16 protein-coding genes and 2 pseudogenes are annotated in these 19617 nt (G+C 73.8%); 13 read left to right on the top strand and 5 right to left on the bottom strand.

Annotated elements, in window-relative coordinates:
• The first annotated feature begins 13 nt into the window (after positions 1 to 13).
• Positions 14 to 2155: an OmpL47-type beta-barrel domain-containing protein gene (locus tag ABTZ58_RS16675; protein ID WP_351356699.1), complete on the top strand. Its 2142-nt coding sequence runs from the start codon at positions 14 to 16 to the stop codon at positions 2153 to 2155.
• On the opposite strand, the gene ligD is transcribed toward ABTZ58_RS16675, so the two are convergent.
• On the bottom strand, positions 2142 to 3173 hold the full coding sequence (gene ligD, locus ABTZ58_RS16670) for a non-homologous end-joining DNA ligase (protein WP_351356304.1): 1032 nt from the start codon (positions 3171 to 3173) through the stop codon (positions 2142 to 2144). The two genes, ABTZ58_RS16675 and ligD, sit on opposite strands and share 14 nt — an antisense overlap.
• A 74-nt stretch (positions 3174 to 3247) precedes the next feature.
• Between ligD and ABTZ58_RS16665 the strand changes: the two genes are divergently transcribed.
• Entirely contained in the window at positions 3248 to 4312 is a 1065-nt protein-coding gene (locus ABTZ58_RS16665) for an ATP-dependent DNA ligase (RefSeq protein WP_351356301.1), read from the top strand.
• A 25-nt stretch (positions 4313 to 4337) separates the two neighbouring features.
• On the opposite strand, the gene ABTZ58_RS16660 is transcribed toward ABTZ58_RS16665, so the two are convergent.
• Positions 4338 to 5528 (bottom strand): zinc-dependent alcohol dehydrogenase, encoded by a 1191-nt coding sequence (locus ABTZ58_RS16660; protein ID WP_351356298.1) that lies wholly within the window; start codon positions 5526 to 5528, stop codon positions 4338 to 4340.
• 203 nt (positions 5529 to 5731) lie between these two features.
• On the opposite strand from ABTZ58_RS16660, the gene ABTZ58_RS16655 reads away from it, so the two are divergent.
• A complete protein-coding gene (locus tag ABTZ58_RS16655) occupies positions 5732 to 6706 on the top strand; it encodes a DUF3048 domain-containing protein (RefSeq protein WP_351356295.1) in 975 nt (324 codons plus the stop codon).
• 14 nt (positions 6707 to 6720) lie between these two features.
• Here the strand turns inward: ABTZ58_RS16655 and ABTZ58_RS16650 are convergent, their stop codons facing one another.
• Positions 6721 to 7185: a MarR family winged helix-turn-helix transcriptional regulator gene (locus ABTZ58_RS16650; protein ID WP_351356292.1), complete on the bottom strand. Its 465-nt coding sequence runs from the start codon at positions 7183 to 7185 to the stop codon at positions 6721 to 6723.
• Between the two features lie 189 nt (positions 7186 to 7374).
• Here ABTZ58_RS16650 and ABTZ58_RS16645 point away from each other — a divergent pair, with 189 nt between their 5' ends.
• From ABTZ58_RS16645 to ABTZ58_RS16610, 8 genes and pseudogenes are all read left to right on the top strand, one after another.
• Complete coding sequence (locus ABTZ58_RS16645; RefSeq protein WP_351356289.1) at positions 7375 to 8130, top strand: CoA transferase subunit A; 756 nt, start codon at positions 7375 to 7377, stop codon at positions 8128 to 8130.
• A complete protein-coding gene (locus ABTZ58_RS16640; protein WP_351356286.1) occupies positions 8130 to 8774 on the top strand; it encodes a CoA transferase subunit B in 645 nt (214 codons plus the stop codon). Before ABTZ58_RS16645 ends, ABTZ58_RS16640 begins: the two co-directional genes overlap by 1 nt.
• Positions 8771 to 9358 (top strand): annotated as a pseudogene (locus tag ABTZ58_RS16635) (thiolase family protein); the annotation flags it as partial. The gene ABTZ58_RS16640 and the pseudogene ABTZ58_RS16635, both read left to right, overlap by 4 nt.
• Before the next feature lie 60 nt (positions 9359 to 9418).
• Complete coding sequence (pcaH, locus tag ABTZ58_RS16630; RefSeq protein ID WP_351356696.1) at positions 9419 to 10192, top strand: protocatechuate 3,4-dioxygenase subunit beta; 774 nt, start codon at positions 9419 to 9421, stop codon at positions 10190 to 10192.
• Between the two features lie 6 nt (positions 10193 to 10198).
• Entirely contained in the window at positions 10199 to 10804 is a 606-nt protein-coding gene (pcaG, locus tag ABTZ58_RS16625; protein WP_351356283.1) for a protocatechuate 3,4-dioxygenase subunit alpha, read from the top strand.
• Positions 10801 to 12096, top strand: a complete 1296-nt coding sequence (gene pcaB, locus ABTZ58_RS16620) for a 3-carboxy-cis,cis-muconate cycloisomerase (RefSeq protein ID WP_351356280.1) — start codon at positions 10801 to 10803, stop codon at positions 12094 to 12096. Before pcaG ends, pcaB begins: the two co-directional genes overlap by 4 nt.
• A complete protein-coding gene (gene pcaDC / locus ABTZ58_RS16615) occupies positions 12093 to 13214 on the top strand; it encodes a bifunctional 3-oxoadipate enol-lactonase/4-carboxymuconolactone decarboxylase PcaDC (protein WP_351356277.1) in 1122 nt (373 codons plus the stop codon). The genes pcaB and pcaDC overlap by 4 nt, the downstream gene beginning before the upstream one ends.
• A gap of 64 nt (positions 13215 to 13278) precedes the next feature.
• On the top strand, positions 13279 to 14070 hold the full coding sequence (locus tag ABTZ58_RS16610) for an SDR family NAD(P)-dependent oxidoreductase (RefSeq protein ID WP_351356274.1): 792 nt from the start codon (positions 13279 to 13281) through the stop codon (positions 14068 to 14070).
• A gap of 18 nt (positions 14071 to 14088) precedes the next feature.
• On the opposite strand, the gene ABTZ58_RS16605 is transcribed toward ABTZ58_RS16610, so the two are convergent.
• The gene (locus tag ABTZ58_RS16605; RefSeq protein WP_351356271.1) at positions 14089 to 16773 is read right to left on the bottom strand and encodes an ATP-binding protein; all 2685 of its coding nucleotides are present in this window, start codon (positions 16771 to 16773) and stop codon (positions 14089 to 14091) included.
• 557 nt (positions 16774 to 17330) lie between these two features.
• Between ABTZ58_RS16605 and ABTZ58_RS16600 the strand changes: the two are divergent.
• Together ABTZ58_RS16600 and ABTZ58_RS16595 are read left to right on the top strand one after the other, a co-directional pair.
• Positions 17331 to 17444, top strand: a pseudogene (locus ABTZ58_RS16600) (DUF2510 domain-containing protein); the annotation flags it as partial.
• A gap of 312 nt (positions 17445 to 17756) precedes the next feature.
• Positions 17757 to 18794 carry a hypothetical protein gene (locus ABTZ58_RS16595; protein WP_351356693.1) on the top strand — a complete coding sequence of 346 codons (1038 nt, stop codon included), beginning with the start codon at positions 17757 to 17759 and terminating at the stop codon, positions 18792 to 18794.
• A gap of 156 nt (positions 18795 to 18950) precedes the next feature.
• Here ABTZ58_RS16595 and ABTZ58_RS16590 read toward each other — a convergent pair whose 3' ends face one another.
• Positions 18951 to 19559 (bottom strand): TetR/AcrR family transcriptional regulator, encoded by a 609-nt coding sequence (locus ABTZ58_RS16590; RefSeq protein WP_351356268.1) that lies wholly within the window; start codon positions 19557 to 19559, stop codon positions 18951 to 18953.
• Positions 19560 to 19617: the final 58 nt, after the last annotated feature.

Below are 19617 nucleotides of genomic sequence, written 5' to 3'. Positions count from 1 at the left end.
CGCCCTGCTCGTGATGCTCGGCCTGCAGGCGATGCCCGCGGCCGGGCAGACCACGGCGCCGACCGCCGAACAGGTGCTCACCTGGACGGCCGGCAACGACATCGACAAGTACCTGTCGGCGCCGAGGACGGCGGTCGCCGGTCAGGCGACGATCGTCTTCGAGAACAGCGCGGCCACCGGCAACACCACGGGCATGCCGCACACGCTGACGTTCGTGACGAGCGACCCCGAGTTCAACAGCGACGTGCAGCTGAACCTCCTGGCCAACCCGAACGACGCCCAGGGCGGCAAGCACACCGCCCAGGTCACGCTCACGCCGGGCCGGTACTTCTACCACTGCACCATCCCCGGCCACGGCCAGATGCAGGGCATCCTCACGGTGACCGAGGGCACGGGTGAGGACACCACCGCGCCCGAGGCTTCGGCGCACGTGAGCGGCACGCAGAACACGCAGGGCCAGTACGTCGGTTCCGCGAGCGTGGCGCTGCACGCCACCGACGAGGGCGGCTCCGGTGTCGACCGGATCGAGTACGCGCTCGGCGCCACGGGTGCCTGGCAGCCGTACACCACGCCGGTCGTGGTCGACCAGGTCGGTGATCACACGGTCCGCTACCGGGCGTTCGACAAGGCGGGCAACGTATCCGCCGAGAAGAGCGCCGCGTTCACGGTCGTGGCACCGCAGTCGGACGACACCACCGCGCCGGAGACCTCGGCGACGGTGACCGGCGAGCGCAATCCGGACGGGGCGTACATCGACATGGCGACGGTCACCGTCTCCGCGTCCGACACCGGCTCCGGGGTCAACGCGATCGAGTACGCGATCGGCTCCGGCGCCTGGCAGCCGTACACCGCGCCCGTGATGGTGCACCAGGTGGGCGAGCACACGGTCCGCTACCGCGCCACCGACAAGGCGGGCAACGTGGCGGCCGAGAAGAACGTGCGGTTCACGGTCGCCGCCGCGCCGCCGCAGGACACCACCCCGCCGGTGACGGGCGTGACCGTGGAGGGCACGAAGAACTCAGACGGGGCGTACGTCAACAGCGCCCGGGTGACGGTCACGGCGACCGACGCGCACGGCTCGGGCGTCGAGCGGATCGAGTACTCGCTGGACGGCGGACCGTACCTGGCCTACTCGGCGCCGGTGATGGTGGACCGGGCCGGTGCGCACACCGTGGCGTACCGGGCGACCGACAAGGCCGGCAACACCTCGGCGGCCCGCACCGTGACCTTCACGGTCGTCTCCGGCGGTGTCCCGGCGCCCGACTGCCCGGAGTACGACGAGCGGCTGACGGTGTTCGTCGGCACGGTCGACTCGGGGGTGCGCAACCGGGTCACCGACAACCGGTGCCGGATCGGCGAGCTGATCGAGGACGAGAAGGAGTGGACGTCCCACGCGCTGTTCCTCAAGCACGTCACGTCCGTCCTGGACGCGCTGCTGAAGGAAGGCGTGATCGACCAGCGCGAGTCCAACGCCGTCCGCAAGGCCGCCCGCCAGTCGGGCATCGGCAAGCCGGGGCAGACCGAGGGCTACCGGGCGATCTTCGACGGCAGCGCGGAGTCCCTGGCCAAGTGGCAGCATGTGGGCGGCGGTTCGTTCGGGCTGAACCCGGACGGCACGATCACCTCCAGCACCACCACGCCGGGCATGGGCATGCTGTGGTTCCCGCAGCGCAAGTACGGCGACTTCTCGCTGAAGCTGCAGTGGCGTGACGACGCGCCCGGCACCGGCAACGCCAACTCGGGCGTCTTCGTGCGCTTCCCCTGGGTCCACGACCACCCGGAGGAGTCACGGCCCGAGTGGGTCGCCATCAAGTACGGGCACGAGGTGCAGGTGCTCGACCGGCCCGACGGCGACATGTACAAGACCGGCTCGGTCTACGGCTTCGACCGCGTGGGACTGGCCGGGGCCGGGGTGACGCAGAAGGGCACCTGGAACGACTACGAGATCCGGGTGGAGGGCCAGCACTACTCGGTCTTTCGCAACGGCGTGCTGATCAACGAGTTCGACAACACCGGCGGCCAGGAGTTCACTCCCCCGCGCTCGGACGACCCGGGCACGGACGGGCGGCGCTTCGCCTCCGGCTACATCGGGCTCCAGGTGCACGGCACGACGGACGTGGTCTCGTTCCGCGACATCCGGATCAAGGAGTTGTAGGAGGCTCCTTCTCCTTGCGGGCCCTGCTCGGCTGTACCCGTCTGGGCTCCCCCGGCATCTTCGGGTACTCGGGCGGGTACGGCAGGTCGCCCAGCCCGTGGTCGTGTTCGTCGCGGCGGGCGAGGTCGAGCAGGGCTTCGAGGGAGTAGCGACGCTCGTCCATGTCCGCGTGCACGTCGCCGAGTTCGGCGAAGCGCGCGGGCATGGTCGCGAGGTCGAAGTCCTGCGGGTGCGCGACCCCGACCTCCTCCCAGCGCAGGGGCGCGGAGACGGGGGCGTGCGGGCGGGGCCGTACCGAGTAGGCGGAGGCGATCGTGCGGTCGCGGGCCGTCTGATTGTAGTCGACGAAGATGCGCTCGCCGCGCTCCTCCTTCCACCACTTGATGGTGACCTGCCGCGGCATCCGGCGTTCCATCTCCCGGCCGACGGCGATGGCGGCGCGCCTGACCTGGGTGAAGGTCCAGCGGGGTTCGATGGGCACGAAGACGTGCAGGCCCCGGCCTCCGGAGGTCTTGGGGAAGCCTCGCAGTCCGCCGAACTCGTCGAGCACGGCCCGCAGTTCGTGGGCGGCGCGAGCGGCGTCGTCGTAGTCGGTGCCGGGCTGCGGGTCGAGGTCGATGCGCAGTTCGTCGGGGCGGTCGACGTCGTCGCGGCGGACCGGCCAGGGGTGGAAGGTGAGGGTGCCGAACTGGGCGGCCCACACCACCGCGCCGACCTCGGTGGGGCACATCTCGTCGGCGCTGCGGCCGCTGGGGAAGGTGATGTGCGCGGTCGGGATCCAGTCGGGCATGTTCTTCGGCGCCCGCTTCTGGAAGAAGTTCTCCCCGCTCACGCCCTCGGGGTAGCGCTCCAGGGTGGTCGGCCGGTCGCGCAGGGCGCGCAGGATGCCGGGGCCGACGGCGATGTAGTAGCGGGCGAGGTCCAGCTTGGTGAAACCGCGCTCCGGGAAGAAGACCTTGTCCGGGCTGGACAGCCGTACGGTCCGGCCGCCCACCTCCAGCTCCACCGCGTCACCCATGTCCGTCACGGTAGGCGTAGCCCGCATACCTCGCACATCGGGCAGATCGCTGCGGGTGCGCGCAGAATCGAGCCATGGATCTGCCGGTGATGCCCCCTGTGCTGCCGATGCTCGCCAAGTCCGTGGCGGCGATCCCCGCGGGCATGCACTACGAGGCGAAGTGGGACGGGTTCCGGGCGATCGTGTTCCGCGACGGGGACGAGGTCGAGCTGGGAAGTCGCACGGGAAAGCCGCTGACCAGGTATTTCCCCGAGCTGGTGGCGGCCGTGCGGGAGCGGTTGCCCGGGCGGTGCGTGGTGGACGGGGAGATCGTGATCGCGCGGGAGGGGCATCTGGACTTCGACGCGCTGTCGGAGCGGATCCACCCGGCGGACTCGCGGGTGCGGACGCTGGCGGAGCGGACGCCCGCGTCGCTCGTGGCGTTCGACCTGCTGGCGCTCGGGGACGAGTCCCTGATGAACGCCCCGCTGACCGAGCGGCGGGAGCGGCTGGCCCAGGCGCTGTCCGGGGTGACGGCGCCGGTGCACCTCGCGCCGGCGACCACGGACATCGAGGTGGCGCGGCAGTGGTTCGAGCAGTACGAGGGGGCGGGTCTGGACGGGGTCATCGCCAAGCCGCCGACCGGGCGCTACCGCCCGGACGAACGGGCCATGTTCAAGATCAAGCACGAGCGGACGGCGGACGTCGTGGTCGCCGGGTACCGGCTGCACAAGAGCGGCCCGGTGGTGGGCTCGCTGCTGCTCGGCCTGTACGACGACCGTGGCACGCTGCAGCACGTGGGCGTGTCCGCGGCCTTCACGATGAAGCGGCGGGCGGAGCTGGTGGCGGAGCTGGAGCCGCTGCGCATGGACGACGTCTCGGGGCATCCCTGGGCGGCCTGGTCCGAGGAGGCCGCCCACGCGACGGCCCGGCTGCCGGGGGCGCCGAGCCGCTGGTCGGGCCGGAAGGACCTGTCGTGGGTGCCGCTGAGGCCGGAGCGGGTGGCCGAGGTGGCCTACGACCACATGGAGAACGGGCAGCGCTTCCGGCACACCGCCCGTTTCCGCCGCTGGCGCCCGGACCGGACCCCCTCCAGCTGCACGTACGCCCAGTTGGAGGAGCCGGTCCGCTACGACCTCGGGGAGATCCTCGGCACCTGACGCGGGACCCGGCGGCGAGGGCCGCTCAGGGCTGCATCAGGACCTTGACCGCGCCGTCCTGCTTGCGCTGGAACATCTCGTAGGCGTGCGGCGCCTGCGACAGCGGCACCCGGTGGGTGGCGAAGTCGTCCACGCCGAGCGGGTCCTCGTCGGTCAGGTACGGGATGATCTCGTCGCTCCAGCGGCGCACGTTGGCCTGGCCCATCCGCATCTGGACCTGCTTGTCGAACAGGGTGAGCATCGGCATCGGGTCGGCCATGCCGCCGTAGACGCCGGAGAGCGAGATGGTGCCGCCGCGGCGCACCAGGTCGATGGCCGTGTAGAGGGCGGCGAGGCGATCGACGCTGAACCGCTCGGACATCGGGCCGCTCAGCTTGCGCGGGAGCAGCGCGGCGGTGTTCTGCACGAGGCGGGATACCGCACTGCCGTGGGCCTCGGTGCCGACCGCGTCGATCACCGCGTCGGGGCCGCGGCCGTCGGTCTCGTCGCGGATCGCGGCGACGAGTTCCTTCTCGTCGTCGAAGGACCGCAGGTCGAAGGTCTCCACCCCGCGCGACTTGGCCCGGGCCAGCCGTTCCGGGACCAGGTCCACGCCGAACACCCGCCCGGCGCCCTTCACCTGGGCGACGCGGCAGGCCATGTCGCCGATGGGCCCGAGACCCAGCACGGCGACGCTGCCGCCCTGCGGGACGTCGGCGTAGGCGACGGCCTGCCAGGCGGTGGGCAGCACGTCGGAGAGGTAGACGAACCGGTCGTCGGGCGGGCCCTCGGGGACCTTGATCGGGCCGAACTGCGCCTGCGGGACGCGCAGGTACTCGGCCTGGGCGCCCGGCACCGCGCCGTACAGACGGGTGTAGCCGAACAGGGCGGCGCCCATGCCCTCGCCGGTGACCTGGGTGGTCTCGCACTGCGTGGGCAGGCCGGTCAGGCACATCCAGCAGTTGCCGCAGGCGATCTGGAACGGGACGACGACCCGGTCCCCCGCCTGGAGGTCCGGGACGCCCGCGCCGACCTCCTCGACGATGCCCATGGGTTCGTGGCCGAGGATGTCGCCCGGGGTCATGAACGGTGTGAGCACCTCGTACAGGTGCAGATCGGATCCGCACAGTCCGCTGGAGGTGATGCGGATGATCGCGTCCGTCGGTTCCTGGATGCCCGGATCGGGCACGCTCTCCACCCGCACGTCCCGCTTGCCCTGCCAGGTCACTGCCCTCATCGCTTCGCGCTCCCTCCGTCGGCGTGCGCGTCGGTCGGTCGGCGGGGCCCGGGTACCCGGGCGCCCCGCGCTGAACCTTCGCGCCGATCGACGGACGCGGCCGGGACACCGTCCCGTCATGAAGGATCGAGCCTGGTCGTAAATGGTCAGATAAGTGCACAATTAATACATATCGATGACAGGGGCCGGTGACGACGGTGGGCATGGGACGAGGGGCACGCGGACGGCGCGCCGCGACGACGGCGTCACTGCTGGCCGTCACGCTGACGGCCGCCCTGGCCGCGGGGTGCACCGGCGGGAGCGGCGCTCCCGACGACGGACGGGGCTCCCCCAGCGCCTCGGAACGGTCCCCGTCGGCGACCGGCCCCTCCGCACTCGCCGTCAAGCTCGACAACGCGAGCGCGGCACGTCCGCACACGGGCGTCGACGCCGCGGACGTGGTGTACGTGGAGCAGGTCGAGGGCGGGCTGAGCCGGCTGATGGCGGTGTACGCGACCCGGGTGCCGGAGGCGGTCGGCCCGGTGCGCAGCGCCCGTGAGTCCGACCTGGAGCTGCTGCGCCAGTTCCACCGGCCCACGCTGGCGTTCTCCGGGGCGCAGAAGAAGCTCCTGCCGCTGATCGACGAGGCGCCGTTGCGGGCGGTGACCCCGTCCGACGCCCCGGACGCCTTCTACCGCGGCGGCGACCGGGCCGCCCCGCACAACCTCTACCTGCGGCCCGGGCGGATCGTGAACGAGGCCCCGGGCCGGGCGGCCCTGAACACCGGCTTCCGCTACGGCTCCGCCCCGGCGGGTGGCACGGCGACGGCCTCGCGGACGGTGCGCTACCCGGCGGCCCGCTTCACCTTCACCTGGTCCGACGCCCGCGATCGCTGGCTGGTCGGCATGGACGGCTCCTCCGCCACGTCGGCCGGCGGTGAGCGGATGACGGCGGCGACCGTCGTCGTGCAGTACGTGAGGATCCGCGAGTCCGGCTTCCGGGACTTCCTCGGGAACAACTCGCCGTACACCGAGACGGTGGGTTCCGGGAAGGCGACCGTGCTGCGCGACGGGCGGGCCTGGGAGGTGGACTGGAAGCGCGCGAAGGCCACCGACGGCACCGCGTTCACCACCGGCGACGGCTCGCCGGTGAACTTCGCGCGGGGCCAGGTGTGGGTGGTGTACGTCCAGGCCTCCTGACCGGCCCGGATCCCTCAGCGGGGCAGGGCCGCGGGCTCCTCGGGGTGGCGCAGCTCCTCGGCCGCGTCCGCCACCCGCCGGAGGAGGTCGAGGAACACCGTCCGCTCGCCGGCGGTCAGCGGGGCGAGGAAGACCTGGTTCATCCGGGCGGCGCGCACGGTGAGTCTGCGGTGGGTGCGCGCCCCCTGGTCCGTCAGGCGCAGCAGGGAGCGGCGGCCGTCCTGAGGGTCGCGCACCTTGTCCAGCAGCCCGCGCCGGCTGAGCCGGCTGATCACCTCGGCGATGGTGGACCGGTCGAGGCCCACCCGCTCCCCCACCGTGCGCTGGTCCAGGCCGGGCTCGTCGACGAGCGTGTTGAGGACCGCGTACTGGGGCGAGGTGATCTCCTCGGAGACCATCGCGTTCCACAGCAGATGGTGTGCCTGCTGGAGCCGCCGGGCGAGGTGCCCGGGGTGGGTGGTGAGGTCCGCCGCCGCCATGTGCACCCCTCGGTCGATTAGTCGGTGCACTGAACGATAGTCGACCATCGCAAAGCTGTCTGCCACCTCGAAGGCCTGCCATCCCGGGCCTTGACGCCCCTGCCGTCCGGTGGCAGCGTGAGAGGCGGCTCGCGGAATACTCAGTGCCCTGAATAATTCGGGTCGCGCGGAAGAGATGGGGCTGGTCGGATGGACAAGGTGGTCGCCACGGCCCTGGAGGCCGTGGCCGACGTGCCGGACGGCGCGTCGCTCGCGGTGGGCGGTTTCGGGCTCAGCGGGGTCCCGAACGTGCTGATCCAGGCGCTGTACGAGCGCCGGGTGTCCGGTCTGTCGGTGGTCTCCAACAACTGCGGGGCCATGGAGTCGGGGCTGGCCGTCCTGCTGGCCGCCGGCCGGATCGCCCGGGTGACGGGCTCCTACATCGGCGCCAACAAGGAGTTCGCCCGGCAGTACCTGGCCGGGGAGCTGGAGGTCGAGCTGATCCCGCAGGGCACGCTGGCCGAGCGGCTGCGGGCCGGCGGTGCCGGGATCCCCGCCTTCTACACGCCCGCCGGGGTGGGCACCCAGGTCGCCGACGGCGGCCTGCCCTGGCGCTACGACGGGCAGGGCGGGGTCGCGCTGGCGTCACCGCCCAAGGAGGTCCGGGAGTTCGACGGCACCCCGTACGTGCTGGAACGCGGCATCCGCACCGACTTCGCCCTGGTCCGGGCGGCCCGGGGCGACCGGCACGGCAACCTGGTCTTCAACAAGTCCGCCCGGAACTTCAACCCGCTGGCCGCGATGGCCGGGCGGGTGACGGTCGCCGAGGTGGAGGAGCTCGTCGAACCCGGCGCGATCGACCCGGACGCGGTGCACCTGCCCGGCATCTTCGTGCAGCGGGTGCTGGCGCTCACCCCTGAGCAGGCGGCGGACAAGAGGATCGAGCAGCGGACGGTGAGCTCCTGATGGCCTGGACGCGCCAGGAGATGGCCGCACGGGCGGCGCGGGAACTGCGCGACGGGCAGTACGTCAATCTCGGCATCGGCCTGCCCACGCTGATCCCCAACTTCCTGCCCGAGGGCGTCGAGGTCGTCCTGGAATCGGAGAACGGCATCCTCGGCACCGGGCCCTACCCCACCGAGGACACCGTCGACCCGGACCTCATCAACGCCGGGAAGGAGACGGTGACGGTCCTGCCGGGCGCCTCCTTCTTCGACTCGGCGCTGTCCTTCTCGATGATCCGCGGCGGGCACATCGATGTCGCCGTGCTGGGGGCGATGCAGGTCTCCGCGCGGGGCGACCTCGCCAACTGGGCCGTCCCCGGCAAGCTGGTCACGGGCATCGGCGGGGCGATGGACCTGGTGCACGGCGCCCGCACGGTCGTGGTCGTCATGACGCACACCGCGAAGGACGGCTCCCCGAAGATCCTCACCGAGTGCACCCTGCCGCTGACCGGCCAGGGCTGCGTCGACCGGATCATCACCGACCTGGGCGTCCTCGACGTCACCGACGACGGGCTGGTGCTGGCCGAGACCGCGCCGGGCGTCAGCGCCGGCGAGATCGCCGCCCGGACCGCCGCCGGACTCACCGTGCCGGAGCGCCTGAAGTGAAGGACGTCTACCTCGTCGACGCGGTCCGCACGCCGATCGGCCGCTACGACGGCGGGCCGGCGGGCGTACGCCCGGACGACCTGGCCGCGCACGCGATCCGTGAACTCCCCGCCCGCACACCGGAGCTGGGCCCGGCGCGGATCGACGACGCCCTCCCGGCAACGCCAACGGCGCCGGCGAGGAGAACCGCAACGTCGGTCGTATGGCCGCTCCCTCCTCGCGGGCCTGCCCACCCCTGTGCCGGGCGTGACCGCCAACCGGCTGTGCGCGTCCGGCCTGGAGGCCGTGATCCAGGCGGCCCGCGCGATCGCGCTCGGCGACGGCTGGATCGCGCTCGCGGGCGGTGTCGAGTCGATGATCCGGGCGCCGTACGTGCTGCCCAGGAACGACCAGCCTTCCCGGCCGGGCACACCGAGCTGTACCCCACGACCCTCGGCCGGCGGATGGTCGGCCCGCGCATGGATCCGCAGCGGACGATTCCGCTGGGCGAGAGCGCCGAACTCATCGCGTACCTGCGCAGGATCAGCCGCGAGCGGCAGGACGAGTTCGAGCTGCGCAGTCACGCGCCCACGCGGCGAAGCCGCATACCGATACCGCCCCGCGCCCCTGCCGGAGCGCGGCCTGCACGTACCCCAGGGACTTTCATGACGCTCACGCAGCACGACATCGATCAGGAGATCGCGGCCGAGCGCGCCGCCTACGCCAAGCGGCTCGCCGACGGCGGGCCCGTCGAGCACCAGCCGCGCCGCGACTACGCGCCGTACCGCTCCTCGGTGCTCCGGCACCCCGGGCGACCGCCCCTCACCATCGACGTGAGCAAGGACCCGGAGCTGGTGGAGCTGGGCTCCCCGGCCTTCGGCGAGCGGGACATCACCGAGATCGACAACGACCTCACCCGGCAGCACCCCGGCGAGCCGATCGGTGAGCGCATCACCGTCTCCGGGCGGGTGCTCGACCGGGACGGCCGCCCGGTGCGCGGCCAGCTCGTGGAGATCTGGCAGGCCAACTCCGCGGGCCGCTACGCCCATCAGCGCGAGCAGCACGACGCCCCGCTCGACCCGAACTTCACGGGTGTGGGCCGCACCCTCACCGACGACCAGGGCCGCTACCACTTCACCACCATCCAGCCCGGCCCCTACCCGTGGCGCCAGCACCTCAACGCCTGGCGGCCCGCACACATCCACTTCTCGCTGTTCGGCACGGCGTTCACCCAGCGCCTGGTGACGCAGATGTACTTCCCGAGCGACCCGCTGTTCCCCCACGACCCGATCATCCAGTCGGTGACGGACGACGCGGCCCGGCAGCGGCTGGTCGCCACCTACGACCACAGTCTGTCGGTGCCGGAGTTCTCGATGGGCTACCACTGGGACATCGTGCTGGACGGCCCGCGGGCCACCTGGGTGGAAGAGGGGCGCTGACCGACCATGACGAGGATCGACCCGAGCCGCCCCGAGAGCGTGCTGCCCACCCCCTCGCACACCGTCGGCCCGTTCTACGGCCACGCCCTGCCGTTCCGCGGCGGCGAGGACATCGCACCCGCCGGGCACCCGGACACGATCACCGTGCACGGATACGTCACCGACGGCGCGGGCGCGCCGCTGCCCGACGCGCTGATCGAGCTGTGGGGTCCGGACCCGGAGGGGAACCTGCCCACCGCCGACGGCTCGATGCGGCGCGACCCGGCCTCGGGCGGCTTTCTGGGCCGCAACGGCGTGGAGTTCACCGGCTGGGGGCGCATACAGACCGACGCGAACGGCCACTGGTACGCGCGGACGCTGCGGCCCGGGGCGCGTGGGCGCGGCGCCCCGTACCTGAGCGTGTGCGTCTTCGCGCGAGGGCTCCTGGTGCACCTGTTCACCCGGATCTACCTGCCGGGCGACGCCGCCGTCCTCGCGGCCGACCCGCTGCTGTCCCGGGTGGAGCCGGAGCGGCGCGACACGCTGATCGCCGGGGTGGAGCCGGACGGCACGTACCGTTTCGACATCCGCCTTCAGGGCGAAGGCGAGACGGTCTTCCTGGAGTTCCAGTGACATCTCCCCACGGCGACCCCGGCCTGCTCGCCCCCGGCTGGGCCGACTCGCCGGCCGCGGCCGCGACCGGCGACGACGCGTATCTGCGGGCCCTGCTCGAGGCGGAGGCCGCCCTGACCCGGGCCCAGGCGGCGCTGGGACTCGCCCCGGCCGAGGCCGCCGAGGCGGTGACCGGGGCGGCACGCTCCGGCGCCTTCGACGCACGGTCCCTGGCGGCCCGGGCACGGGCGGGCGGCAACCCGGTCATCCCGCTGGTCGCGGACCTGACCAGGGCCGTCGGCGACCCGTTCGGCCCCTACGTCCACCGGGGCGCGACCAGCCAGGACATCCTGGACACCGCGGCCATGCTGGTCGCCTCGCGCACCCTGGAGCTCGTCCTCGCCGACCTCGGCCGCGCCGCGGAGGCCTTGGCCCGGCTGGCCGCCGAGCACCGCCACACGGCGATGCCGGGGCGGACGCTCACCCAGCACGCCGTGCCGACCACGTTCGGTCTCAAGGCCGCCGGGTGGCGGTCGCTGGTGCTCGACGCGCGGGACCGGGTGAGCGCCGTGCGGGACACGCTGCCCGTCCAACTCGGTGGCGCGGCCGGAACATTGGCGGCGTTCGGCGCGTACGGAGCGGCCGACCCGACCGCGCTGCCGACGGCATACGCCCGGCAACTCGGGCTGCGGGCGCCCGACTTGCCCTGGCACACCCTGCGGACACCCGTCGCGGACCTCGCCGGCTGCCTCGCCTTCACCGCGGGCGCCCTCGGCAAGATCGCCGTGGACGTCCTCACCCTGTCGCGCACCGAGATCGCCGAGGTCGCCGAGGGCAGCGGCGGCAGTTCGTCCGCCATGCCGCACAAGGCGAATCCCGTACGGTCCACCCTCATCGCCGCCGCCGCCCGGCGGGCACCGCAGCTCGCGGCCACGCTCTACGGGGCGATGGCGGCGGAGGACGAACGCCCGGCCGGGGCCTGGCACGCCGAGTGGGAGCCGCTGCGCGACCTGCTGCGGCTGGCCGGCGGAGCCGCCCGGGACGCCGCGGAGCTGGCCGAGGAGCTGCGGATCAGACCCGAGGCCATGCGCGCCCATCTGGACCTGACCGGCGGGGCGATCGTCTCCGAGCGGCTGTCCGCCGAACTGGCCGGGGTGCTGGGCCGCGCCCGGGCCAGGGAACTGCTCACCCGGCTGGCCGCCGAGGGGCGCCCGCTCGCCGACGCGCCGGAACTCGCGGGCGCCGACCTCGACCCCACGCACTACACCGGCTCCGCCGGAACCCTCACCGACCGTGCCCTGGAGCGACGTTGACCCTGCTGCATCACCGTGCCGAAGGCCCCGCCGCCGCTCCCCCGCTGCTGCTCGGGCCCTCGCTCGGCACCTCGTACGCCCTGTGGGACCGGGTGGCGCCCGAGCTGTCGGTCACCCATCGCGTGATCCGCTGGGACCTGCCGGGGCACGGCGGTTCGGCCGCCGGTCTCCTCACGGCGGGCGCCACGGTCGGCGATCTGGCCGGGCTGGTGCTGGCGCTCGCCGACTCGCTCGGCATCCGGCGGTTCGCCTACGCGGGGGTGTCGCTGGGCGGCGCCGTGGGGCTGCATCTCGCCGTGCACCACCCCGAGCGGCTGTCCTCGCTGGCCGTGATCTGCTCCTCGGCGCACTTCGACGGGGCCGGGCCGTGGGAGGAACGGGCCGCGCGGGTGCGGCGCGAGGGACTGGCCGCGCTGGCGGAGACCGCCGACGCGCGCTGGTTCACGCCCGGTTTCACCGTGCCGGAGCTGGTGACGGACCATCGCCGGGCCGACCCGGAGGCGTACGCCGCCTGCTGTGACGCGCTCGCCGCGTTCGACCTGCGGGACCGGCTGGCGGAGATCACCGTGCCGACCCTGCTGGTCGCCGGCCGCGAGGATCCGGCGACCCCGCCCGCGCACCTGCGGGAGATCGCCGACGCGGTACCGGGCGCGGCCCTGGTGGAGATCCCGGGCGCCTCGCACCTGGCGCCCGCGCAGTGCCCGGAGGAGGTGCTGGCCGCGCTGGGGTCCCACCTCGGCCGGCCCGCGGGGCGGGGGACGGAGGTGCGGCGCCAGGTGCTCGGCGACCCGCACGTGGACCGGGCACAGGCCCGGCAGACGCCTTTCACGGCCCGGTTCCAGGACTTCATCACCCGCTACGCCTGGGGCGAGATCTGGACCGACCCGACCCTGTCGCGCCGCGAGCGCAGCATGATCACCCTCACCGCGCTGGTCGCGCACGGCCACTACGACGAGCTGGCGATGCACGTCCGGGCGGCCCGCCGCAACGGGCTCACCGCCGAGGAGATCGGTGCGGTCCTGCTGCAGACGGCGGTGTACTGCGGGGTGCCGGCGGCGAACTCGGCGTTCGCGACGGCCCAGCGGGTGCTGGCGGAGGAGGACGGCGCGGGAGGGTGACCCTGCCGGTCGTACGCACGGCGGCAGCTCGCCCGGGCCCTTCCGGCGTGCCTACGGTGGGGGCATGTCCACCCTGCTGATCACCGGCGCCACCTCGGGGCTCGGCCGGTACGCCGCCTTCGAACTGGTCCGCGCCGGGCACGTCGTCCTCGTCCACGGCCGGGACCCGGAGCGCACCGAGCGGCTGGCCGCGGAGCTGCGCACCGAGGGCGACGCCGAGGCGTTCGTCGCGGACCTGGCCTCCCTGACGCAGGTGCGCGAGCTGGCCGCGCACGTCGCAGACGCACACCCCGAACTCGACGTGCTGGTCAACAACGCGGGGGTGGGCTCCGGGGTGCCCGGGGCGGGCCGTGAGCTCAGCGCCGACGGGCACGAGCTGCGGCTCGCGGTCAACTACCTCGCGCCGGTCGTGCTGACCCGGGCCCTGCTGCCCGTGCTGCGGGCGAACGCCCCGTCCCGGATCGTCAACGTCGGCTCGGCCGGGCAGGAACCGCTCGTCTTCGACGACCCCGAGTTCGGCCGCGGCTACGACGGCACCGCGGCGTACCGCCGCAGCAAGTTCGCCCTCGCGGCGCACACGTTCGCCCTCGCCGATGAGCTGGACGGCACCGGTGTCACGGTGAACGTGCTGCACCCGGCGACCTTCATGGACACGGCGATGGTCCGCGAGGCGGACGTCACCCCCTGGTACACCGTCGCCGACGGGGCGGCCGCCCTGCTGGCCCTGGCCACGCGGGACGCGGGCACCGGCCGCTACTTCGACGGGACACGCCCGGCCCGCGCCCACGAGGCGGCGTACGACCCGCGGGTGCGGGCCCGGCTGGCGGCGGTGACGGACCAGCTGGTCCGCGCCTGAGTGACCGGGGCGCGCGGCTCACCGCGGGGCGGCGCCCGTCGCGAGTTCCGCGCGCGCCCGTTCTGCCAGTCCGTCCGCGCCGCACGAGACAGCCAGGTCCAGGCCGCGCCGGAGGTCGGCCGCCGAGCGGGCGGCGATGCCGTATTCGATGCGGGCCGCGGCGTGCTCGTACTGGCAGGGCGAGGCCTCCAGGTAGGTGACGGCCCGGGCCAGGAGCCGCACCGCGCGCTGGCCGGTCTCCAGGGCCGCGGCGCAGCGCAGGGCCTCCCCTATGGCGGTGTCCGTGCCGAAGCGCTCGGCCTGGCGGCGGACGTCGACGGCGAGCCGGGCGGCGCGGGCCGGGTCCTCGGTGCTCAGCGCGCGGGCGAGGTCCGTCGCCCAGGGGACGAGCACCGGGTTGTGGTGGCCCCGGGCCGCCGCCGCCTTCTCGGCGGCCTCGAGTTCGTTGATGCCGTCCTTGGTGCGGCCGACGGCCAGCAGCAGCCGGCCGCGCACCGACCGCGGGTCGGGCAGGACGATCGTGGAGGGGTAGGGCGGGGCGAAGCCGTACCGCTCGGCGACGCCCCAGGCCTCCTCGACCCTGCCGCGGGCGAGGAGTGTGTCGACGAGGTTGCAGATCGCGGACCAGTACAGCGGCAGCCCGCGGCCGACGCGCTCGGCGAGGCGCAGCGACTCGCGCAGGGAGGTCTCGGCCTCCTCCAGCCGGCCGCGCCTGCGGTGGCCGAGCCCGACGTAGGCGTGGGCCAGGGCGAGGTGACCGCCGCTCCAGCCGGCCGACTCGTACGCGCGCAGGGCCTCGTTGTAGAGGGTCTCGGCCCGGTCGAGGCGGTCGGTGAACGCGTACGCGTTGGCCAGCATCAGCAGCAGTTCGATGCCCCACTCGGTGTCGGTCCAGCCGAGTCCGGGTGCCAGGCGGCCGTTGACGAGGGCGCGGTCGCACAACTCGGCGACCTCCTCGGCGTTCTCGCCGTGCATCAGGGCGTCGAAGCCGCGCAGGATGAGCAGCGCCCGTTCGGAGTTGTCCCGGCCGGTGCAGGTGGCCGCGAGGTCGGCGAGGCGCTGGGAGCGGCCGGGTGAGGTGGCCTCGCCGGCGTGGATGCCCTCCCACATGAAGTGGACGGCCTGGAGCCGCATCCGGGCGGGGCCGGGCTCGAGCCGGGCCGCCTCCGCCTCGACCGTGCGGACCGCTTCCTCCAGCTGGTCGTTGTGCAGGAGCGCCTGGGAGAGGCGGAAGACGGCGTCCACCCGCTTCTGGCCGTCGAGTCCGGGCATGGAGAGCGCGGCGCGCAGGTGGCTGATCGTGCGGGCGGGTGCGGTGAGGAACGTGGCCTCGGCCAGTTCGTAGAGCACGTGCGGATGGGACTCGGGCCGGGGCGGTTCCTTCAGGGCGCGCTCCAGGCAGCGGCGGGCGGCGTCCGGCGCGCCGACGGCGAGGTGCTCGCGGGCGGCCTCGCGCAGCTGCCCGACGAGTTCCTCGTCGTCGTCCGGGTGGACCTCCAGCAGGTGCCGGGCGGCGACCGCGGCGCCGTGCCCCTCGTCGGTGACGATGCGGGCGGCGATGCCGTGCATGGCGGTGCGCAGGGCGTCGGGGATGGAGTCGTAGACGGCGGTGGCGATGAGCGGGTGGACGAACTCCAGGTCGCCCTCGGCGCCGCGGCCGGTGGCGGGGTCCGGCGCGGTGAGGATGCGGGCGGTGCGCAGCAGTTCGGCGCAGCGGCGGGCGTCCTCGGTCCTGAGGGTGGCGAGTTTGGCGACCAGGCCGACGGAGATGCCGGTGCCGAGGATGGCGGCGGCCCAGGCGAACCGGGTCGCGTCGATGCCGAGTTCCTCCAGGCGGGCGACGAGGCCGCCGCCGCGGGCCGAGCGGTTCAGCTCGCGCAGTTCCCCGGCCCGGGCCTCGACCGGTTCGAGTTCGCTGTCCCGCACCCGGGCGAGGAGTTCGACGGTCTCGTAGGGGTTGCCGGCGGTGACGGCCCAGACCTCGCGGCAGAACGCGGCGTCCGCGTGCCGGCCGAGGGTGGCGCGGGTGAGGCCGGCCGTCGCGTCCGGGGTGAGGGCGCTCAGGGTCGTGACCGGGCCGTCGGCGGCGGCCGCGACGGTGTCGAGGTGCCGGGCGCTCGCGCCGGAGAGGTCGCCCGGGCGGCGGGCGACCACGACCAGGACGGACATCTCCTCGAGCCGCCCGGCCAGTCCGGCGAGCCAGTGCAGGGTCTCCTGGTCGGCCCAGTGGGCGTCGTCGATCAGCAGCACCAGCGGCCAGTCCCGGCGGGAGAGCCGCCGCACGGCCGCGACCAGGCCGTCGCACACGCCCTGCGGGTCGGCCTGGCGGTCGCCGGGGTCCACTATGCCGAGGGCGGGTCCGGCGATGTCGTACCAGTCGCCGAGGTACTCGCGGGCCTCCTCCGGCAGCATCGGCACCAGGGCCGGCTGCAGCAGCTGCCGTACCACGTTGAAGGGGACCGACCTGAGGGTCTCGCCGCCGCGGGCTGACCAGACGGTGCAGCCGCGCGCCTCGGCGATGCGGCGGGTTTCGGCCAGCAGCGCCGTCTTGCCGAGTCCGGCCTCGCCGCTGAAGACCAGCAGTCCGCCGGTCGAGGAGCGGTCCGCGCACAGGCTGTCGACCGCCCTTGTGACGGCGGCGACTTCCTCGTCGCGCTCCCACAGGGAAGCCGAGGCGGCGGCCGTGGGCCGTACCTCCGTCATCCCGCTACCTCCCCAAGTCGCCCGAACGACGTACAGACATCGAGCGTAGCCGTCCGATTGCCCGAGTGGAGGATGGTCGGGGCACCTGTTGCCGTGACGGGTGACACCGGGTACGACAGGACGACGCGCCCAGCCCGTCACCAGTCGTCTTCGCGCCAACGGCGTGCAATTGCAAGGGAGGTGACGCTCCATCACCGGATTGCGAGGACACGGCGGGGCCGCCGGCGCTGACCGCGGGGTCGGTGGGCGACCTCATCGAGTGGTGCGAGTACGGCGTCTACGGCTACTTCCCGGTGATCGTCGCGGCGCCGTTCCTCACACCGGAGGGCGGCGGCGGGACGGAGCGGCCGGCGGAGACGGAGGCCGGGGTGTGCGGTGGCGTTCTTCCTCGGTCCCGCCGGGGCAGCGCTTTTCGGCCGTTTCCGACGGGAGGTGCGGAAGCCTCCGATTTCGGGGCCTCGGCCGGTGCAAGTGCGGGTGCGGGTGCGGGCCCGGGTGGAACGATCGATTCCGGCTCCTCTCATGCCTCTTTCACCGACGCCTCATACGGTGGGGGCATGACGCGCGAGACTCCTCCCGGGTGGTACCCGGACCCCGGACAGACAGCGGACGGCCCCGCCACCGAGCGCTGGTGGGACGGCAGGGCCTGGACGGCCCACATCCGCCCGAAGGAGCGGCCCGGGGCAGGCGGCCCACCGGCGGGCCCGCCGAGCGAGGGTGACGCGGCCCGCACGGGAGATCCGGCACGCGCGGGAGATCCGGCACGCGCGGGAGATCCGGCACGCGCGGCGGAACCGAGCGGCGCGGCGGACCCGCGTGGCACGGCGGACCCGAGGGCTGCGGCGGACCCGAGGGCTGCGGCGGACCCGAGGGCTGCGGCGGACCCGATATCGGCTACACAGCCTCCTTCGCCTACGGAATCCCCTTCGGCTACGGAATCCCCTTCGGCTACGGAGTCCCCTTCCTCGGCGGACACAGCCTCGGTGGCGGACGCACCCCCCGCAGGGGCCGCTGCCGGTCCGGCCGGGGCTTCCGCCCTCGCGCGGGAACCGGCCTCCGCACCGACGCCGAGTCCTGGGACGGAGCAGGGCAGCGGCCATGCCGCGCCCTTCGGCCATCCCTCCCCCTACGGTCACCCCAACCCCGCAGGTCACCCCACCGCCCCCGGTTACCCCGCAGCCGTCGGCCACCCGGCTCACCCCGGCCATCCCGCCGCACCGCCGTCCGCACCCCGCGGGCGGCGGCTGCGGGCCGGTATCGCCGTCGGGGCCGCCGTCGTCGTGCTCGCCGGCATCGGTGTCGGCGTCTACGCGCTGACCGACAACGGCGGCGGTGGTTCCGCCACGTCGCAGGCGCCGGGCGGCTCCGGTGGGTCCGGCGGGTCCGGCGGAGACAGCGGGTCCGGAGGCTCCGGGGGCGACGGCGGATCAGGAGGCTCCGGCGGCTCCGGCGGGCAGAGTCCGCAGCCCGACCGGTCCGAGCCCCCGAAGCTCAGGAGCGGCTCGGTGACCGACCCGGTCAGCGGGATCAGCCTGCCCATCCCGAAGGGGTGGTACGGGCAGCAGGGTCAGGCCGGTGCGCAGGTGACGTCCGACGACTCCTACAAGTGCCCCGGCGACACCGCCTCCACCTGCACCAAGGGCGGCGCCTACTCCGCCCCCGCCCTGGCCCTCGGCACCAAGGGCGACACCCCGGAGGAGATCGCCAAGGCGGACATCGCGGCCAACGCCGAGGAGTCCTACGGCGGCAAGTCCTACGGCGGGATCACCTCCCACGACGTGCTGGCCTCCCAGGCCGTGACCGTGGCCGGCCAGAAGGGCTACCTGGTCCGCTGGAAGGCCGTCACGAGCAAGGGCGCCGACGGCATCGTGGAGTCGCTCGCGTTCCCCTCCCCCGCGAACGCGAAGCTGATGGTCGTCGTACGGTTCGGCGTCGACGCCGGCCAGCAGGAGTCCGTCCTGGACGAGATCACCCGCGGCATCAAGGTGTCGACGGGCCGGGGCAACGGCCAGGACGTCTGATCCGGCGCTCCACCGCCGGACACCGGTCGGCCGGGTGGGGCGCCCCCGCCGCTCACAGGGGCACCCCACCCGGCCGGGGGGTGCGCGCCGCCCCCGTCCCCACGGGTCGGCGCGGTCGGGTCGTCGTCCGGTCATCCGTGGACGGCGGCCCGGGTCTCAGGTCAGGCCCAGGGCCGGCAGCACCGCGGCCTCCACGAAACGCACGAGGTAGTCCGGGTCGGCGGGCCGGCCCTCCAGGACGGGCCGCAGCCGCAGCACGCCCAGCATCTGCGCCGGGACGTACGGCAGCGCCGGGTGGTCGGCCGGCACCTCCCCGCGCTCGACCCCGCGGCGGACGATCTCCTTCAGCGCGGCGATCTCCGGCTCCACCACCGCCTCGCGCAGCGCGCACTGCAACTCCGGGTCCTGCCCGGCGGCGTGGGCGAGCGCGTGCAGGAGCTTGGTGTCGCGGCCGGACAGGTCGCCGATCACCCGGGCGGCCTCCCGCAGGTCCTCGGCGAGCGAGCCGGTGTCGACGCAGCGCGTGCGCCGGCGGGACCGCAGTGCCGCCGCGACGAACTGCGGCTTGGTCTTCCACTGGCGGTACAGCGTGGACTTGCTGCAGCGGGTGCTGGCGGCGATCCCCTCCATGGTGACGGCGTCGTAGCCGCACTCGCGCAGCTGGTCCAGCACGGCGTCGAAGAACTCCTGCTCACGCTCCGGCGTGATCTTGGAGCGGCGCGAGGAACCGACCTGCTCGGGTCGGTCCGCTGCCTGCGACGTCATGGCGTGTGCTCCCGGCTCTCGTCGGCGGCCGGAGTATTCCCGGCCGGTGCTGTGTTCC

The sequence above is a fragment of the Streptomyces sp. NPDC094143 genome (assembly GCF_040303825.1).
In the GTDB taxonomy this organism is placed as follows: Bacteria; Actinomycetota; Actinomycetes; order Streptomycetales; family Streptomycetaceae; genus Streptomyces.
The sequence above is the reverse complement of the archived record's forward strand: the minus strand, read 5'-3'. Positions and strand labels throughout refer to the sequence as shown.

Bases quoted from the DNA above. Each gene is read 5' to 3' on its own strand.
- ABTZ58_RS16675 (WP_351356699.1), top strand. From the start codon at position 14: ATGCTCGGCCTGCAGGCGATGCCCGCGGCCGGGCAGACCACGGCGCCG.
- ligD (WP_351356304.1), bottom strand. From the start codon at position 3,173: ATGGGTGACGCGGTGGAGCTGGAGGTGGGCGGCCGGACCGTACGGCTG.
- ABTZ58_RS16665 (WP_351356301.1), top strand. From the start codon at position 3,248: ATGGATCTGCCGGTGATGCCCCCTGTGCTGCCGATGCTCGCCAAGTCC.
- ABTZ58_RS16660 (WP_351356298.1), bottom strand. From the start codon at position 5,528: ATGAGGGCAGTGACCTGGCAGGGCAAGCGGGACGTGCGGGTGGAGAGC.
- ABTZ58_RS16655 (WP_351356295.1), top strand. From the start codon at position 5,732: ATGGGACGAGGGGCACGCGGACGGCGCGCCGCGACGACGGCGTCACTG.
- ABTZ58_RS16650 (WP_351356292.1), bottom strand. From the start codon at position 7,185: ATGGCGGCGGCGGACCTCACCACCCACCCCGGGCACCTCGCCCGGCGG.
- ABTZ58_RS16645 (WP_351356289.1), top strand. From the start codon at position 7,375: ATGGACAAGGTGGTCGCCACGGCCCTGGAGGCCGTGGCCGACGTGCCG.
- ABTZ58_RS16640 (WP_351356286.1), top strand. From the start codon at position 8,130: ATGGCCTGGACGCGCCAGGAGATGGCCGCACGGGCGGCGCGGGAACTG.
- pcaH (WP_351356696.1), top strand. From the start codon at position 9,419: ATGACGCTCACGCAGCACGACATCGATCAGGAGATCGCGGCCGAGCGC.
- pcaG (WP_351356283.1), top strand. From the start codon at position 10,199: ATGACGAGGATCGACCCGAGCCGCCCCGAGAGCGTGCTGCCCACCCCC.
- ABTZ58_RS16610 (WP_351356274.1), top strand. From the start codon at position 13,279: ATGTCCACCCTGCTGATCACCGGCGCCACCTCGGGGCTCGGCCGGTAC.
- ABTZ58_RS16605 (WP_351356271.1), bottom strand. From the start codon at position 16,773: ATGACGGAGGTACGGCCCACGGCCGCCGCCTCGGCTTCCCTGTGGGAG.
- ABTZ58_RS16590 (WP_351356268.1), bottom strand. From the start codon at position 19,559: ATGACGTCGCAGGCAGCGGACCGACCCGAGCAGGTCGGTTCCTCGCGC.